Origin of the sequence: Desulfobotulus alkaliphilus (assembly GCF_007830435.1) — a bacterium.
GTDB lineage: Bacteria > Desulfobacterota > Desulfobacteria > Desulfobacterales > ASO4-4 > Desulfobotulus > Desulfobotulus alkaliphilus.
Genome location: NZ_VLLC01000005.1, coordinates 1 through 16502, shown reverse-complemented (window position 1 = coordinate 16502; position 16502 = coordinate 1). Strand labels below are relative to the sequence as shown.

15 protein-coding genes are annotated in these 16502 nt (G+C 51.2%); 4 read left to right on the top strand and 11 right to left on the bottom strand.

The genetic code is table 11. From position 1 onward, the window contains the following. Nucleotides 1-326: 326 nt before the first annotated feature. From amrS to LZ24_RS04395, 9 genes are all read right to left on the bottom strand, one after another. A complete protein-coding gene (amrS, locus tag LZ24_RS04435) occupies nucleotides 327-1388 on the bottom strand; it encodes an AmmeMemoRadiSam system radical SAM enzyme (protein WP_144682767.1) in 1062 nt (353 codons plus the stop codon). Between the two features lie 25 nt (nucleotides 1389-1413). Further along, a complete protein-coding gene (gene amrA / locus LZ24_RS04430) occupies nucleotides 1414-1980 on the bottom strand; it encodes an AmmeMemoRadiSam system protein A (RefSeq protein ID WP_186442927.1) in 567 nt (188 codons plus the stop codon). Further along, nucleotides 1977-2792 (bottom strand): AmmeMemoRadiSam system protein B, encoded by an 816-nt coding sequence (amrB, locus tag LZ24_RS04425; protein ID WP_144682765.1) that lies wholly within the window; start codon nucleotides 2790-2792, stop codon nucleotides 1977-1979. Before amrB ends, amrA begins: the two co-directional genes overlap by 4 nt. A gap of 64 nt (nucleotides 2793-2856) precedes the next feature. Then, entirely contained in the window at nucleotides 2857-4236 is a 1380-nt protein-coding gene (locus LZ24_RS04420; RefSeq protein WP_144682763.1) for an NAD(P)H-dependent oxidoreductase, read from the bottom strand. A 186-nt stretch (nucleotides 4237-4422) separates the two neighbouring features. After that, entirely contained in the window at nucleotides 4423-5334 is a 912-nt protein-coding gene (locus LZ24_RS04415; protein ID WP_144682761.1) for a radical SAM/SPASM domain-containing protein, read from the bottom strand. A gap of 97 nt (nucleotides 5335-5431) precedes the next feature. Continuing rightward, on the bottom strand, nucleotides 5432-5674 hold the full coding sequence (locus LZ24_RS04410) for a YHS domain-containing protein (RefSeq protein WP_144682759.1): 243 nt from the start codon (nucleotides 5672-5674) through the stop codon (nucleotides 5432-5434). Then, nucleotides 5650-6162, bottom strand: a complete 513-nt coding sequence (gene folK / locus LZ24_RS04405; protein ID WP_144682757.1) for a 2-amino-4-hydroxy-6-hydroxymethyldihydropteridine diphosphokinase — start codon at nucleotides 6160-6162, stop codon at nucleotides 5650-5652. Before folK ends, LZ24_RS04410 begins: the two co-directional genes overlap by 25 nt. After that, a complete protein-coding gene (locus tag LZ24_RS04400) occupies nucleotides 6159-6467 on the bottom strand; it encodes a hypothetical protein (protein WP_144682755.1) in 309 nt (102 codons plus the stop codon). Before LZ24_RS04400 ends, folK begins: the two co-directional genes overlap by 4 nt. 132 nt (nucleotides 6468-6599) lie before the next feature. Beyond that, a complete protein-coding gene (locus LZ24_RS04395; RefSeq protein WP_144682753.1) occupies nucleotides 6600-6953 on the bottom strand; it encodes a hydrogenase maturation nickel metallochaperone HypA/HybF in 354 nt (117 codons plus the stop codon). Nucleotides 6954-7446: 493 nt separating this feature from the next. On the opposite strand from LZ24_RS04395, the gene LZ24_RS04390 reads away from it, so the two are divergent. The 4 genes from LZ24_RS04390 to LZ24_RS04375 all read left to right on the top strand — a co-directional run bounded on the left by LZ24_RS04390 (nucleotide 7447) and on the right by LZ24_RS04375 (nucleotide 13532). Continuing rightward, on the top strand, nucleotides 7447-9522 hold the full coding sequence (locus LZ24_RS04390) for a methyl-accepting chemotaxis protein (RefSeq protein WP_144682751.1): 2076 nt from the start codon (nucleotides 7447-7449) through the stop codon (nucleotides 9520-9522). Between the two features lie 35 nt (nucleotides 9523-9557). Continuing rightward, nucleotides 9558-11114, top strand: coding sequence for an acetolactate synthase large subunit (locus tag LZ24_RS04385; RefSeq protein ID WP_144682749.1), 1557 nt, complete (start codon nucleotides 9558-9560; stop codon nucleotides 11112-11114). Nucleotides 11115-11741: 627 nt separating this feature from the next. Then, nucleotides 11742-12668, top strand: coding sequence for a lysophospholipid acyltransferase family protein (locus LZ24_RS04380; RefSeq protein ID WP_144682747.1), 927 nt, complete (start codon nucleotides 11742-11744; stop codon nucleotides 12666-12668). A gap of 114 nt (nucleotides 12669-12782) precedes the next feature. Further along, nucleotides 12783-13532, top strand: a complete 750-nt coding sequence (locus tag LZ24_RS04375) for a M90 family metallopeptidase (RefSeq protein ID WP_144682745.1) — start codon at nucleotides 12783-12785, stop codon at nucleotides 13530-13532. A gap of 15 nt (nucleotides 13533-13547) precedes the next feature. Here the strand turns inward: LZ24_RS04375 and LZ24_RS04370 are convergent, their stop codons facing one another. Beyond that, entirely contained in the window at nucleotides 13548-14906 is a 1359-nt protein-coding gene (locus tag LZ24_RS04370; protein ID WP_246118520.1) for an MATE family efflux transporter, read from the bottom strand. Between the two features lie 68 nt (nucleotides 14907-14974). Next, entirely contained in the window at nucleotides 14975-15919 is a 945-nt protein-coding gene (lipA, locus tag LZ24_RS04365; RefSeq protein WP_144682741.1) for a lipoyl synthase, read from the bottom strand. Nucleotides 15920-16502 lie beyond the last annotated feature (583 nt).

Here is a 16502-nt window from a genome sequence, read left to right as displayed (position 1 = left end):
GTCTTTGGTACGCTGCCTTTGTGGCGGCTCAGACAGTTGCCTCTTCTTTCGCACAGGCCTGCGAAGCTCTGATCCGAAACGATTGCAATGTCACTTTCAAATAGCCACGGAGCCTTGCAGCAGTACGAAGCTGCTGCAACTACAGCATTGGCAGTTCAGAATAAACCGTGCTGAATAATTACCTGAACAGTTACTTCAGAACTTTAAAAAATGACCAATAATCCTTCACTGATCGAAATGAATTTTCACCCGGCACAAGGTACTCTATTACAAAACGCCATATCAGAGCGTGAGCTGTTTTTTACGAGGTTTGGAGACAGGATTTTTTACCATTTTGAAGACTCGCTATTCTGGCAGCATGCCTTGAGCCCCCCATCAAAGACACCGGCACAGGCCGTGCAGCAAAGGGGGCAAAGTCCCTTTTCAGAAAGCCTGCGCTGCGTAATATGATATCCTCTCCGGGCAATGAGAAGTTCACCGCAATGATGGCAGAAGGTGGAAGATCCTTCTTCTTCCGGGATATTTCCCGTCATCACATGGAAAAGCCCCCTGTCCATGGCCCTTTTTCTTGCCCGTAGCAGGATGGCTGCGGGTGTTCTTTTCACATGAAGGAACTCATGGTCCGGATGAAAGGCCGTAAAATGAAGGGGCACATCCGGCCCGAGGTGTTCAAGAATCCAGTCCACCATGGCATCCAGATCTTTATCAGAATCATTGTATCCCGGAATCAGCAGGGTTGTCAGCTCCAGCCAGAGGCTGGTTTCCTGACGGATATAGCAAAGGGTTTCCAGAACCGGCCCAAGGGAGGCCCCACAGTATTTTCTGTAAAAGGAATCTGAAAAAGCCTTGAGGTCCACATTGGCGGCATCCATATGGGAAAAAAAATCTTCCCTTGCCTTTCCATGGATATAGCCTGCGGTTACAGCTACGGACAAAAGGCCGACTTCCCTGCAGGCTTTGGCCGTGTCCATGGCATATTCAAGAAAAATCACAGGATCATTATAGGTATAGGCCACACTCCGGCATCCCTCCCTCAGGGCGGCTGCGGCAATGGCTTCCGGCATGGCAGAAACCATCATCCTGTCCATGCTTTTAGAACGGGAAAGTCCCCAGTTCTGGCAGAACCTGCATGTCAGATTGCACCCGGCCGTACCAAAGGAAAGCGTCCGGCTTCCCGGCAGAAAATGATACAGCGGCTTTTTTTCTATGGGGTCAATGGAAAGTCCGCTGCAACGGCCATAGGTGTCCAGCACCATCTGCCCCTCCTGCATCATGCGCACAAAACAGCGGCCCCGCTGCCCTTCTTTCAGGATACAGCCATGGGGACAGACCATGCACTGCAGGCTGTCCTTCTCCTTTTTACAAAAATAGCTTTCAGGAATTTTCATGGCATTCTCCTAATCCCGGAATCATTCAGGCAAATTCATCCGTTGCATAGCGTTCCACCACAAGATCTTTGGGAAAAGCATCGGCCCGCAGTCCGGCTTTCAGTTTCAGATGAATGAGAAAGCTTTCCGGCTCCGGAAGCTGTTCCCATACAGCGGGAAGAAAGGTGGCCTGACATCTGCCCGAACGGAGGGTAAGCCCGTCCACACCGGGCTTAAGCTTTGAAAGCAGGTCCGCTTCCGAATCAAATGCAAGGGGTTCCGGTGGTGTGAGAACGGAAATTTTAAGGGAAATGAGGGAAAGCTCCGAAGCCTTCACAGGAGAAAAGCGGGGATCTTCAAAGGCCGCATTCCAGGCATGGGCCGCCACATCCTCCCACAGGGGACGCCATGCCGTGAGGGAGCCGATACATCCCCTGAGCTCCCCCGACTTTTGGAGGGTAACAAAGGAAGCCCCCCTTTCCATCAGATGCCCCCCTGTTTTGGCATCGGGCCTTATAAGGGATCTCTTTCCGGCAACCCCTGCCCTGAGAACATCCCATGCCATGGAAAGGAGGAACTTTTTTTCTGCAGGATTAAGGTAGTCCATGCTCATATTCCCTCCTCCGTGAAAGCCCATGCCCCATAGCCGACAACCTCGCCAGCCTTATCTCCTGAGACATCCCCCGAATTGTAAAGTCCCAGACGGTGGACCTTGAGACTGCGGCGAAGTGCGGAAATTAAAAAACCCCTTAAGGGATACACCCCGCAGGCGGCATCCGGAGAAATCCCCGAAAGATCCATGGCTTCAATGGCCTGCGCCGTCTTTAAATCCATTGTTCGGGCTGACGCATAGTCCTTGAAGTGGCTTAAATCCGAGCTGACAAGGATAAGGGTTTCTTCGCCGCCCCAGAGATCATCCAGCACCGAAGCCACTTTATGGGCATCCGTCTCCCCCACCACCAGAGGCACAAGGGTAAAGGAGTCCAGGGTTTTCTGAAGAAAGGGAAGAATGACCTCAAGGCTGTGCTCCATGGCATGGGCCGCATCCATCACCTTCACACAGGAAAAAGCCGCTGCCAGTTTTTGCAGAAGATCCGTATCTAAACCCACCTCCCCGAAGGGCGTGGCAAAGGCCGTGCTGGAAGGAAGGGCAATGCCCCTCAGGTATACCCTGTGGGCAGGCCCCAGTAACACCACCCGCCGGATTTGATTTTTCATGGGAATAAGAAGTTTACAGGCTGTGGCCGCCAGACCACCGGACCAGACATAGCCCGCATGGGGCACAACCATGGCTTTGGGCAGAAGACCTGAAAAAGTTCCGGCCTTTTCCAGAAGAGAAGACACTTCCTGCCCAAGACGCAAGGCATCCCCCGGATAAAAGAGGGATGCCACCGCAGGACTGCGTACACGGGAATCGGATTGCATACAGCCACCTCCTGTTTTTTCTATGGGGGAGAAGGATGGAAAAAAGGTGGCTGCCCGTCTATGCTTAACCGGCCTCTTCCACCACCTTGCGCATGGGTTTCACCATCTCGGATTTCAGCATTTTCCGGATGGCCTCTTTGACTGCGGGATCTTTCATCATATCAAACATAAAGGCATTGGTTTCCATGGCCCTTTTATCATCCTGGGGAAAATCATAAATCCCATTGGCTTCAAACCAGTCATGATCCGCCTGAAACACAAAGCGATGGCGACCAAACACATCATCCCGGAACACCTTCATCCCTGCCTTGCCAAGGAAGGTGGCAGGGGCCACGTATCCCCTTTCGCTGGCTTCCACAGCCCGTTCAGCAAGGGTATCCAGCAGACTGTCCAGCAAAGGGGCCTGAGCGCATTCATCGGAAACCATATCCACAAGCCCCGCACCCTGCCACTGGGTAAAGGCCGTCAGCACTTCCCGGAAGGGAGCCATCTGCCCAAAAGGCCCTGAAATCACAAAACCCAGCTGCTTTCCCTTCAGTGTGGGGGTATGGGTATTGTAGAAACCCCGGTCAAAAAAAGCCTTCCAGAGGGAAGAAAACATGCGGTCTTCCACCTTCATTACAAAGAACAGCAGATCAGCGGTTTTAATCCGCTCCTCATAGGTGGCAATGAAATCATCTTTTCCGGTATAAACGCACCTGTGATCAAAACCGCACTGCACACAGCCAAGGCAGCCACCCGCCAGTGTCATTTCTTCCAGTATCAGACGATCAGCTTCAGGAAAACGGCGGGCAAGGCGGTCAGCCATGGCTCCTGCGTTTTCTGCGTCGTACCTTCTGTCCTGAATGATCACCACTTTTTTTGCTTCTGTATCCAGTTTTGAGAGATCCGGACCCGGCGCATAGTTCCACTGAGAATGTACAAGGGGAGCAAAGGCCCTTGTCACAGGACGTTTCTTTTCAAGGGTCATGAAAATATCTTTGGCAAAATTTTTCAACCGCTGCTGCTCTTCCGCATTCAGAAGATCATAAGAATCTGCGGAAAAACCACCAGCAAAGGCCATATTCAGATCTTCTGTCACTGCCCGCATATAGTCATGGGCACTGTGGTCGAAAAAATTGATGGATGTTGTCATCACAGCCGCATATTTACCACTGAAAACCCTTTTCAGATCGCTTTGGTTAACAAGTTCAATAAAGCGTTTCAGCTGGGATGGAATGGTGAAAGTATAAACCGGCTGGGCAAAAATCACAAGGTCAGAAGCACTTACAAGGGCTGAAATTTCTTCCCTTTTTTCCGCCTTTTCCTCTATGGCCCGGATACTCTGGCCCACATGGATCACATCCATTCTGTGTTCAGGAAAGACTTTTTCAATGTAACGCAGGGACTGAAGGGTAACGCTGAGCTCTCCCTTGGGACTGCCACTGATGACGGTAATCTGCATTTTTCCCCCTTTCACAAGGTATCAAGGTAGCGGATGTCTGCTTCACGTCTGTTCCATCGGAGCTTTTTTGTTTGTATACAAAATATATATATAAAAAACACATCCTCTCTGCCTTGTCCAGAAGAAAAATAAACAGACAGATCCAGCTCCTTTCATCATGCGCTGCCCCCAGAGGAATCTCTTTTTTTACACCTCTGCCAAAACTTCTTCCCTGCCCTTCCGTGCCAGCCGGGTACGCAGGGTTTTCTGAGAAAATCTCTTTATATAGCTGCAGCGCTGGCAGAGGGCTTCGGACAGACGGTAGGCATCAAAATTACTTGCAATTGCAAGGGCCAGGGGACTTTCAAGAATTTCTGCAAGGGGCTGGTGAAAAGCATTGCCAAGGCAAATGAGCCCTTCCGCATCCAGACAGCAGGGGGTCACCACACCATTGGAAAGAATGGCGATCTGATTTTTCAGGCCATAACAGAATCCGGCATCACCTGTCACCGCATCTTCCATGGAAGGCCACTGAAATTCCGTATCAAAATGCAGGCTGACCCTGCCTGAAAGCTGGAAGCTCTTTTTCCGTTTCACGTTCACATTGGGCAGATGGAAACCATACATCCTTTCCAGCTGCTCCAGTATGGCGTTCTGCGGGGTATCCACAGCACTTGCCATATCCCAGAAGCGGAAATTGATATAAAGGTCCGGCCTTTCCTGCTGGGCTCTCCGGGCAAAATCCCATATTTTTTGCAGAATCCGGGGCTGATTCTCAAGGCCGTTGGCCAACAGGCTGTGCAGGGAAACATTCACCTGCACAAGGGAGGGCAGCAGCAGCACATCTTCCAGCCCTTCGAGAAGGGCACCATTGGTGGTGATTTCAAAGGAAACGCCAAGGGCCTGCCCCATACGGATAAAACTGGGAAACTCCGGATGCAGCAGAGGCTCTCCCCTCACATGGAGCAGTACCCTTTCCGTCATGCCTGCAATTTCATCAAGAACCTTCCCAAAGTCCCTTTCTCCGATGAAGCAGGATTCCCGTTTCAGGGGTGGACAGAAGGGGCAGGAGAGGTTGCAGGCACTGGTTATTTCAAAATAAATCTTTTTAAATATCATGCATTAAAACCTCTCAGGCGTTCCAGCATGAAGGAGCCTGAACTCTATAAACACTGATAAGCTCCATAAGCTTTCGAGGAAAACCAGTAAGAGATCATCAAAAAATTTTATCTTTTTTTTTCTCTTCGATGAGAAACAGATTCTTACACTTGTCACTGCAGAAATGTACCTCCTGTCCCCCCCTTTTCACCAGCAGGGCCTCACTTTTAGGGAAATACAGACCACACACAGGATCCTGAACAAGCTCTTCATGCACTTCGTCGGATACTTTTGGTGAAGAACCCACGATCAGCCGCCATAAAATATAAATCAGAATCAGGGTAACAATAATTCCGGGCATGGTATCCTTTCCACCCACTGGGAGTTTTCGGGCAGTTTTCCAAGAAGTTCCGCCATGGTTTCATGCAGCAGAGGATGCCGCATGTGGGGATTTATATCACAAAGGGGCTTAAGAACAAAACGGCGCAGATGCATACGGGGGTGTGGGATTTCTAGGCTCTTGCCCCTGCAGACCCGGTTTTCGTATAAAAGAAGGTCCAGATCCAAAAGCCGGGGACCATAGCGAAATGCCTTTTTCCCCTGCCCTGCCTGTTTTTGCAGATGAAAAAGACATTCCAGAAATTTTTCCGGTTCAAAGCAGGTCCGGACACGGGCCGCCGCATTCACAAAAACGGGCTGGTCTTCATAATCCACGGGCGCACTTTTATAAAAAAAAGAAACCGCTTCCAGCCGGATTCCGTCAGAAATTCTTATGCTTTCCAAAGCCTGCTGCAGAGTTGTCACGGGGTCTCCGAGATTGGCTCCCAAGGAAATCCAGGCTGCATTCACGGACGACCTTCCTCCCCTGCATGGGTCTGCAAACGGGCAGGCGGACCTTCGGCCCCGCCGCCCATAAAGGGCCGGATCTCATAGACAAAAATGCGGGAGCTATCTGTTCTGTCCATATAACGTCGGGCTTCCGGACCCAGTACAGCCAGCAGAGTATAGGAAAGGGGGCAGTCTCTGCATCCGTCTTCCCGAACCACTGCCCTGTAAATCCTGAAACCGGCTGGCCCTGTCCCCTCAACTTCCCAGGATAAGGCAAAGCCACCTGCTCCCTGCCTTACTTCAAAGGAGACGGGAGCCCCAGGCATTGTTGTTCCCGGTGGCATGGGCGGTGCCTTCAGTCCGCAGGAGACGGATGTAAAAAACACAAAGAGACAAAGTATAATTATCTCAACACCTTTTTTTTTAAAATACCACATTTCCGTCCCTTTTCCTTTTCATCAAATGGCTTCCATCTCCAGCACCTGATAACCCGTTCCGGCAACCAGACGGCCTTCTCCCTGCCTGCCGCATCCGGGACAGGCAGGAATGGGCTGTTTTCTGTCTTTCCATACATAGGATGCCTGACATATGGCACACTGAAACAGGGCCGGAATACGCCGCACATGGAGCCTTGCACCGGCAGCCACGGTTTCTCTGGATATCCTGTCAAAATACTTCTGCATCCACTCCGGCTCAAGGTCCGACAGAATACCAACACCTACGGTGATACTACGGACTTCCCGAACACCATTTTTTTGTGCATGCCTGCATACCACAGACAGTATTTTTATCATCACAGGCAGTTCATGCATATGGTTCACCCTTCTCCCTTATCCGGTCTTTTCCCAACAGCTGGTGAAACCCTATCACAATAATCAAGACAAAGGCAGTGTGTGATGCATGGACAAAAAAGAGAGGGGCCTTAGCCATGCCGGAATATCAGCCAGAAAAATTATATTTCTGACATACTCCCAATATTTTTCAAATAAAATTATGGTTTCATGCAACCATAACTGAGTCGCTCTCCCCGCACTCAGTCCACCCCCATCCGGGGATAATCAGAGATGCTCTCCGGATTCTGTTCCCCTGCCCGTTTTCCATCCCTCCATAAGGATATCCGGACACTCTCTGTCCGGATATCCTTACCTTTTCAAAAAAAGGTTCCATGGAAGGACTTTATGATCTATATTTCAAAGACATTGCAATACAGATCATTATTACAAAAAATGCCTGCCCGCATATTTTTTCCCATAAAATCCCGGCAATAACTTTATAAACCACAACCTTCACCAAAGAGGTATCATCATGTTTTCCCGGATGCGCCTGAAAATGAAAATGCTCCTTGCCGTATGTTCCGTGGCTGTGCTGGCCTTTGCCGTGACCATATGGATCATCAGCCACATGGCCTCGGCTCAGCTGCAGGAGAATGCAGAAAATCTTGCCATGGAAGCTGCCCACCGCCATGGTGGAGAAGTCCGCGCCCAGCTGGAAGAACCCCTGAATGCCGCAGAAACCATGGCCCAGATGCTGGGTGGCATCCAGAATACGGAATATAAGCCTTCAAGGGCCATGACCGCAGCCCTCATGCGCAGTGTACTGGCAGACAACCCGGAATTCTGGGGGACCTGGGCCGTCTGGCATCCCAATGCCTTTGACGGCAGGGATGCGGACTTCGTCAACACCCCGGGCAGTGATGACAAGGGCCAGTTCATGCCCTACTGGCACCGCAGCAGCGGCCAGCCGGAACTGGATATCACAGGGGCCTATGCCGAAGACAGCCCCGATGGCAGATGGTACTGGCAACCCTACAGAACAGGAAAAATCTTCATCACCCCGCCCACGGAATACGAGATTGCCGGTAAAAAAACCATGCTGGTTTCTGCCTGCGTTCCCATCCGTACCGGCGGCAGGGTGGTCGGCGTTGCCGGTGTGGATTATTCCATGGAGCGCATGGCCGATATTATTGCTGCGGTTCAACCCTTTGGGGAAAAACACAGCTACGGCTTTCTTGTTTCCAATGAAGGCATAGGTGTGGCCCACCCCATGGAAAAGGCCATTGGCGCACATATGAGGGATTTTAATATTGACGGAAGCATCATCCGGGCCGTTCAGGAGGGCAGGGTGGCAAGGGAGTATGGCCGTTCCGCCCTCCTCGACGGACAGAGCTTTACGGTTTATGCCCCTGTGCGCATCGGCTCCAGTGATGCCCCATGGAGTCTTGCCGTAGCTGTTTCCATGGACAGGGTGCTGGAAGGTTCCCGTCAGTTGCGCAATGTCAGTCTCGTCATCGGAATGATTTCCATTGCCATGCTTTTCCTTGTGGTCTTTTTTATTGCAGACCGTATCATTGTCCGTCCCATTCAGCATGTGGCCGGCAATCTCAAGGAAATATCCGAGGGCGAAGGGGATCTCACCCGCCGCCTGCCCGTAAACGGAAAAGATGAAATTGCAGGACTCAGTGAAAACTTCAACACCTTCATTGCAAAACTTCAACATATGATTCAGCAGATACAGGGAAATGCCAGAACCCTGGGGCAGGCTTCTTCCGGTCTCAATACCATTGCCTCACGTATGTCGGAAGAAACCCGTGGCACAGCCCAAAATGCAGGAAGGGTGGCAGCCGCCTCCAGAGAAATGAACTCCAGTGTCCATAATGTTGCTGCGGCCATGGAAGAAGCCAGCACCAATATCAATATGGTCGCCACTGCCACGGAAGAAATGACCAGCACCATCACAGAAATCGCCCTGAATGCGGAAAAGGCCCGCAGTATTTCCGAAGAAGCCGTAGCCACAGGCAAACAGGCATCGGAACGCATGATGGCTCTGGAACAGGCCGCCATGGATATCAGCAAGGTTACCGAAAGCATCACGGAAATATCCGAACAGACCAACCTCCTTGCCCTCAACGCCACCATAGAAGCCGCAAGGGCCGGGGAAGCCGGGAAGGGCTTTGCCGTTGTGGCGGGAGAAATCAAAGAACTTTCAAGACAGACGGCCAGTGCCACCCAGGAAATCCGCCAGCGCATCGAAGGGGTTCAGACCCTTTCCGCAGAAACCATTAAGGCCATCGGCAATGTGGTCCGGGTCATCGGTGACATCTCAGAAATCAATGCCACCATTGCCACGGCTGTGGAAGAACAGACCGTGGCCACAAGGGAAATTGCTGGCAACATTTCCCAGGCATCCGCAGGAACCCAGGAAGTCAATAGCAATGTGAGCCAGCTTTCCCTTGCGGCATCGGAAATTTCATCGGATATCAATGGTGTGAACGACAAAACCGAAAAACTGAAACATGAGGGCGGTCAGGTTACGGCCAGTGCCGCCGAACTTGCCGATCTGGGGGCCACCCTTTCTGAACTGGTGGGAAAATTCAGGGTATAAAGACAGGCCCGTAAAAAAGGAGAAAAATCTTAACCATGAACGCTTCTGAATTTTTATTTAACAGTTTTGCCCGTGCAGGGGTCTCCACCTGTTATGCCAATCCCGGAACAACGGAAATGCCCCTTGTGGAAGCCTTTGACAGGGTAAAGGGCATACGCCCGGTTCTCTGTCTTTTCGAAGGTGTTGCCACAGGTGCTGCGGATGGTCAGGCCCGCATGACGGGAAAACCCGGACTCACCCTTCTGCACCTTGGTCCCGGCTTTGCCAATGGCATAGCCAACCTGCACAATGCCCGCCGTGCAAAAAGCCCCGTCATCAACCTCATCGGAGACCACGCCACCTGGCACAGGGGAGCCAATGCCCCCCTCACCATGCCCGTAGAAAATCTGGCAGCCTCCCTGCCGGGCTGGGTGCGCTATGCAGGCCAGACAGGAACACTGGGCAAGGATCTGCAGGCATGCTATGAAGCCGCCATGTCCGGCGGTATTGCAAGCCTTGTCCTGCCCCATGACCTGCAGGCCATGGAGATGGATACCCTGCCTGAAGAACTCTCTTATCATGGCAATCAAAAGGAAAATCAGCAGGCACTGGAGCCTGCTGCAGATATGCTTAAAAAAGCAAAAAAGGCAGCCCTTCTTCTGGGCGGATCTGCCCTGAGTATAAAGGGGCTGGAAGCTGCGGCAGCCATATGCGGTAAAACCGGGGCCTCCCTATTCATGGAAACCTTTGCAGCACGCCTTGAGAGGGGAAAAGGCATTCCTGCTCCGGAAAAAATCCCCTACTTTCCGGAAGCTGCCATCGAGCGGCTCAAAGACTTTGACACCATCATCCTTGCGGGCATGGATGCACCCGTGGCCTTTTTCGGTTATCCCGGCATCCCCGGCCAGATACTGGGCCCGGACCACCGCATCCTTCAGATCGCAAAGGCCGAAGATAATGCCGCTGCCAGCCTGAAGAACCTTGCTGGCATCCTTGGTGCGAATGCCGGGGATATTGCCACTCCCGTTTCTCCCCTTCTCGATGCAAATCCAGGAGACCAGTTAGATATGGTTTCCCTTGGCATCATCCTTTCCACCATGCAGCCGGAAAATGCCATTGTGGTGGATGAGGGTATCAGTTCCGGTTTTTTCTATAATTATTACGCCCCCGGTGCCGCCTCCCACACCTCCCTTTCCATTACAGGCGGTGCCATTGGTTTTGGCATGCCCTGTGCCATCGGTGCCTCCATGGCCTGTCCGGAGCGCCCCGTGATCGGACTTCAGGCCGATGGCAGTGCCATGTACACCTTTCAGGCCCTCTGGACACAGGCAAGGGAAAACCTGCCCGTCACCACCATTCTCTGCGAGAACGGCGGATACAATATTCTGGATATTGAAATGAATCGTGCGGGGATTACCAGCCCCGGTCCCATGGCAGCCAGCCTTACCAAATTTAAAAACCCTGCCATCGGCTGGGTTGGTCTTGCGGAAAGCATGGGGGTTCCCGCGGAAGAAGTGCATACGGCTGCCCAGCTGCAAGAGGTCCTTTCCCGCAGAAACTTCATGGACGGGCCGAGGGTGATTGTGGCAAAGCTTGCGGGTGGGTCCATGTAAGGCAGGCCCCGTAAAGGATGGACGCAGAAAGCTTGTCCATCCGTAATTATTCAGCACATTGTTCCAAGTACCATAGCTGCAAGACAGATGCACAGGACCCAGGCTATTTGCCCGTGACGCAATCTTATTCGGGAGCTTCTTGCCCTGTACGGAAGCGGCAAAAACTCCCCGCCACAGGCAGGAGAAGCTTTTTGATTGCCATAGCAGGCTTAAGCACGCTGCCTTTGTGGCGGGTCAGACAGTTTGCCGCTTCTTTCGCACAGGCCTGCGAAGCTCTGATCCGAAACGATTGCAATGTCACTTGCAAATAGCCTCGGAGCCTTGCAACAGTACGAAGCTGCTGCAATGACAGCATTGGCAGTTCAGAAAAAAACATGCTGAACAGCAACCCACGCCGTGTTACGGCGCTTTGTCATAAAGTACTTTTGAAGTTACTCAGAAGTTACGTCCATCCTTATATATAAAGCATGACTTGTGCCCCTTCGCCGGCCCCCTCAGAAGATATCCGGCACAGCGCTTCATTTTTTCCATGAAACCTGCGCAGGCTTATGGTAAAGCCTTCTTCAGGGCAGATATTTCCTGCTGGCAGAGTAGATATTCATCATCATTAACGATTAAGGATGCCCCATGCGTTTTCAGGATAAAATCATTTACAAAATCATCTATGGTTTCATGTGGACCCTTGGTGGCCTGCCAAAATCATGGCGTGTTGGCATGGCCCATGCCATGGCACGGATCTGGTACAGGCTGGACCGCAGACACAGGGTTCTTGCAGAAAAAAATCTGGCTATGGTCTTTCCGGAAAAATCCGAAAAAGAAATCCGTTCCCTTGCCTTTGATGTTTTTAAGCACTGGGGAGAAATGTTTTTTGAAATCGGATGGGGCCTGCATCTGGATGGTCGCAATATCTATAACTACCTTGAACCGGAAGGGCTGGAAAATCTCAGCAGGGCTTACCGGAAAAAAAAGGGCGTCATCCTCATCACAGGTCATATAGGCACCTGGGAAATTCTGCCTGCCTGCCTTGAAAGAATCAAGCTGCCCAATAATACCATTTACAGAACCATGGATTTCAAACCCTTGGATGCTTTTTTTCTCCGGGCCAGAACCCGCCTTGGTGCAAACATGATTCCCCTGCGCAATTCCGTACAGAAAATCCATGACAGGCTGAATATGGGCGAAAGTATCGCCATCTTCATTGACCAGAACGCCAATACAAAAAACGGTACCCTGATTGATTTTATGGGACGCGAAGCCTATGCATCCAAGGGTCCGGCCTTGCTTTCCCTTGCAACGGAGGCGGCTGTGGTTCCTGCCCTCATAGCCAGAGAAAAAGACCGCTATAAAATGATTTTCTATCCGGAAATTCCCCTTGTCCGCACGGGTAATCCCGAAGAAGACATCCGCATCAATACCCAGAGGTACAACAAGGCCATTGAAGTGATGGTTCGAAGATACCCGGAACAATGGCTGTGGGTACATGACCGCTGGAAGACCCGCAGACCTGCGAAAACAGCAACACAGGAGACCCCACAGCCACAGGACAACCATTAAGCACTTTGATTTTATTCTGATGTAAAACCCCATGGCTGCTTGCAGGTATGGCAGGTCATATCAGGGAGGATTCCCTCGGTCCTTGCATGGCAACTTTTTTTCTGGAGAAAAAACATGTGGTGGAAAATCCGGGAATGGCGCAGAAAAAGAAATCTGGACAGGGTACGCATGGACCGGGATCTTTGGGAAAGTGTACGTACGGACATCCCGATTCTTGATTCCATGGCTCCGGACAAGGCTTTCCTCCTGAGGGATCTGGCATCCCTTTTCTGCCATGAAAAGGATTTTGAAGGTATTCAAGGCCTTGAGGTGGATGAGTTCATGCGGGGTTATGTGGCAACCCTCGCATGTATTCCGGTTCTGAATTTCGGACTTTCCGCACTGGATGCCATCACATCCATCATCCTGTACCCATCCGAATTTATTCCAGATACAGAAGAGATTGACGAGGCAGGCATTGTCCACCGGAGAAATGAGGCGCTTTCCGGAGAAGCCTGGCAGAATGGCCCTGTGGTTCTTTCATGGGAAGATGTCCATGCATCGGGTCAGGGCAGCGGCTACAATGTTGTGATCCACGAAATCGCCCATATTCTGGATATGGGCAACGGAGAAGCCAACGGCTTCCCTCCCCTGCCCCGAAACATGAATTCAAAGGCCTGGAGCGAAGCTTTCCGCACGGCATGGAAAGACGCCGGAAAACGCATACACCAGAACGGACACCTGCCCATCGGTTCCTATGCAATGGAGTCTCCGGCAGAATTTTTTGCCGTATGCTGTGAGTATTTTTTTGAATGTCCGCACATCATAGAAAAAAACTGGCCGGGCGTTTTTGAGCAGCTCACCCTCTACTTTGATCCTCCCTGAATTTTTACTCAGGATTTACAAAGGCTTTTTCTGTACCCTCAAAAGCCTCAGCAGTAAAAAACAGGCAGCAAGGGTCAGTCCTGTAATCAGGCTGATCCAGAAGCCCGCAGCTCCCATGCGTGGTAAAAGAACATCCGTCATGCCCAGCATATAACCAAGGGGCATGGCAACCCCCCAGTAAGCAACAAAGGTAAGGCGCATGGGAACAGCCGTATCCTTAAATCCCCGCAAGGCCCCGAGAGAAGCCGTCATCACCGCATCGGAAAGCTGATACAAAGCCCCGAGAACAAGAAGCCCCGCAGCCATGCTCTGCACCGCCCCGTCCGGTGTATATAAGGCCACCAGCCAGTAACGGAAAATAAGGGTGCATGTCAGGGTGATACCTGCGATCAAAAGTGCCAGCCCCATGCCGGACCATGCCGTTGCCATGGCATCCCCTATACTTTTTCTTCCCACAGCCTGCCCGACCCGGACCGTGACAGCCGTGGCAAGGCTTAAGGGAATGGTGTAAACCAGTCCGGAAATGTTCATGGCCACCTGATGCCCTGCCACGGCAATGGCCCCCAGCCCTCCGATGAAAAGGGTGATACACCCGAAAATACTGGCTTCCATGAAAAGGGTCAGCCCGATGGGACCACCAAGGCGAAGGATCTCCTTTAACACAGCCCATCGGAAACGGGGCCGCCGCAGCCAGCCAAGACTGCGATAGGCTCTGGCCCTGCCCAGATAGATTCCCATGCTCACAAACATGATCCAGAAGGTCAGACCGCTGGCCCAGCCGCATCCGGCCCCGCCCATGGCAGGAATGCCAAATCCACCGTAAATAAAAAGAAAATTCAAGGCCACATTGCAAAACAGTCCCACAATGGAAATCAGCATCTGCGGTCTGGTGTCCCCCATGGCCTCGGAAAAACTTTTAAGCACCAGATAGCCTGCCATGGCAGGAACACCGGGACCAAGCCCCTTCAGATAAAGAAGTGTTACCCCAATAACCTCAGAAGGAGCCCCCATGAAATCAAGGACCGGGGCCATGCACTGAAGCAGAAGCCCAATGATGATGCCCATGGTAAAGGCCAGCAGCAGGCCGTGGTGTACCACATCGCCAATTTCAGATTTTCTCCCGGCTCCCACCAGCTGGGCCACCATGGGGCTGACAGCCAGAAGCAGGCCATTGAGTCCGAAAAGTACGGGCACCCAGGTACTGGCTCCCATGGCAACACCGGCAAGATCCACGGCCCCCACACGGCCGGACATCAGCGTATCCACAAAACCTGCGGCGCTGAAGGCCAACTGCCCTATCCATACGGGAATGGCAAGGCGCAGCAGGGCAGAAGACTCCACAAAAAAAATCCGGCTTCTGCCGGATGTATTCATTCTTTTCACAACATACCTTTTTCTGTTTACACGCACTTACATAATACGGGCAGCTAAAAATCCATATTTCAAAAACCGGCGGTTTCAAGAACAGCCCGATACTCTTCGGCCCTGTAGGAGCTGCGGACAAAGGGCCCGCTGGCCACGGCGGAAAACCCCATACCCAGAGCCTCTTTTCGCCAGAAATCAAAGGTCTCCGGCGGGACAAAGCGTTTCACGGCAAGATGTCTTTCCGAGGGCTGAAGATACTGGCCGATGGTCAGAATGCGACATCCGGCCTGCCTCAGATCCCTCAGGGTTTTCATAATCTCATCATCCCCTTCACCAAGGCCCAGCATGATGCCTGATTTGGCAGGAATGCCGGATTCATGGGCAGCAACCCTTGCTATCAGTTCCAGCGACCTTTGATAAAGGGCTTCCGGACGCACCTCAGGATAAAGCCTTTCCACAGTTTCCATATTATGGTTAATCACATCGGGTTTTGCATACACCACTGTTTTCAAAGCATCTTCCGATCCCATAAAGTCGGGAATCAGCACTTCAACGCCTGCCGATGGAAGCCGCCTGCGCAGGGCTTTGATGGATTCTGCAAAAATTTTTGCCCCACCATCTTCCAGATCATCACGGGTCACAGAGGTCAGGACCACATAGGAAAGCCCTAAACCTGCGGCAGCCTCTGCCACCCTCTCCGGTTCTTCCATGTCTGGCGGAAAAACGGGACCGGAATCAATGTTACAGAAACGGCAGTGCCGGGTACAGGTTTCGCCCAGCAGAAGAAAGGTGGCTGTACCCTTTCCAAAGCACTCGAACTGATTGGGGCAGTGGGCCTGCTCACAGACCGTATGCAGTCCCTTTTCCTTTAAAAGATGCTGAACCCTGCCATACCGAGGCCCCCTGGGAAGACTCCGGCGAAGCCAGGAGGGTTTTTTCAAAAAAGAAGAACTTTTTTTTCCTCTGCATCCGTTTCCATGATCGCAGAGATGGAAAGCGTCTTCGCTGTTTTCTTTTTTCATAACCTTACCCCAAAAAATCAAGCCCTGCCATTAACAACGCAGCGCAGAAAGTGCTACCGGGCTTCAGATAACACATTCTTATTTTTCTTGACACCACAGAGATTCAAAGATATTAAATGAACATTGTTATTAAAAATCTACACGGTTTATATCTTGGATAGTTGGTTCGTCTTAAAACACGCACATTCATGCCCCCTTTCCATTACCCAATTTTTAAGGAGGTTTTTCGTGAAAAAGTACTTTATTCCTAAATTCCCGATAAATTATACACCTACAAACGTTATACAAAGTGCTAAAATTGGATGTATGGCTTTGAGATTAAAGTTTTTATTTGTTGTTTTTGGCTAAAAATAATTTTCAAAAATTTTAAAAAACTGCTAGTTTTGCCCCCTTGAAGGTATAATAGCATCTTACTACAAAGGGGGCGATATGGCTTGTATTGTGAAGCAAAAAGTTGGAAACAATACTTATCTATATGAATCAACTTCCTATCGTAATAGTGAAGGAAAACCCAGAAATAAAAGATGTCTTATCGGAAAAATTAATCGTGAGACAGGCGACCCTGTCTACAAGCCTGAATACC

Bases quoted from the DNA above. Each gene is read 5' to 3' on its own strand.
- LZ24_RS04390 (WP_144682751.1), top strand. From the start codon at position 7,447: ATGTTTTCCCGGATGCGCCTGAAAATGAAAATGCTCCTTGCCGTATGT.
- LZ24_RS04385 (WP_144682749.1), top strand. From the start codon at position 9,558: ATGAACGCTTCTGAATTTTTATTTAACAGTTTTGCCCGTGCAGGGGTC.
- LZ24_RS04380 (WP_144682747.1), top strand. From the start codon at position 11,742: ATGCGTTTTCAGGATAAAATCATTTACAAAATCATCTATGGTTTCATG.
- amrB (WP_144682765.1), bottom strand. From the start codon at position 2,792: ATGCAATCCGATTCCCGTGTACGCAGTCCTGCGGTGGCATCCCTCTTT.
- LZ24_RS04420 (WP_144682763.1), bottom strand. From the start codon at position 4,236: ATGCAGATTACCGTCATCAGTGGCAGTCCCAAGGGAGAGCTCAGCGTT.
- LZ24_RS04370 (WP_246118520.1), bottom strand. From the start codon at position 14,906: ATGAATACATCCGGCAGAAGCCGGATTTTTTTTGTGGAGTCTTCTGCC.
- amrS (WP_144682767.1), bottom strand. From the start codon at position 1,388: ATGAAAATTCCTGAAAGCTATTTTTGTAAAAAGGAGAAGGACAGCCTG.
- LZ24_RS04400 (WP_144682755.1), bottom strand. From the start codon at position 6,467: ATGCCTGGGGCTCCCGTCTCCTTTGAAGTAAGGCAGGGAGCAGGTGGC.
- LZ24_RS04395 (WP_144682753.1), bottom strand. From the start codon at position 6,953: ATGCATGAACTGCCTGTGATGATAAAAATACTGTCTGTGGTATGCAGG.
- LZ24_RS04375 (WP_144682745.1), top strand. From the start codon at position 12,783: ATGTGGTGGAAAATCCGGGAATGGCGCAGAAAAAGAAATCTGGACAGG.
- LZ24_RS04415 (WP_144682761.1), bottom strand. From the start codon at position 5,334: ATGATATTTAAAAAGATTTATTTTGAAATAACCAGTGCCTGCAACCTC.
- amrA (WP_186442927.1), bottom strand. From the start codon at position 1,980: ATGAGCATGGACTACCTTAATCCTGCAGAAAAAAAGTTCCTCCTTTCC.
- LZ24_RS04410 (WP_144682759.1), bottom strand. From the start codon at position 5,674: ATGCCCGGAATTATTGTTACCCTGATTCTGATTTATATTTTATGGCGG.
- lipA (WP_144682741.1), bottom strand. From the start codon at position 15,919: ATGAAAAAAGAAAACAGCGAAGACGCTTTCCATCTCTGCGATCATGGA.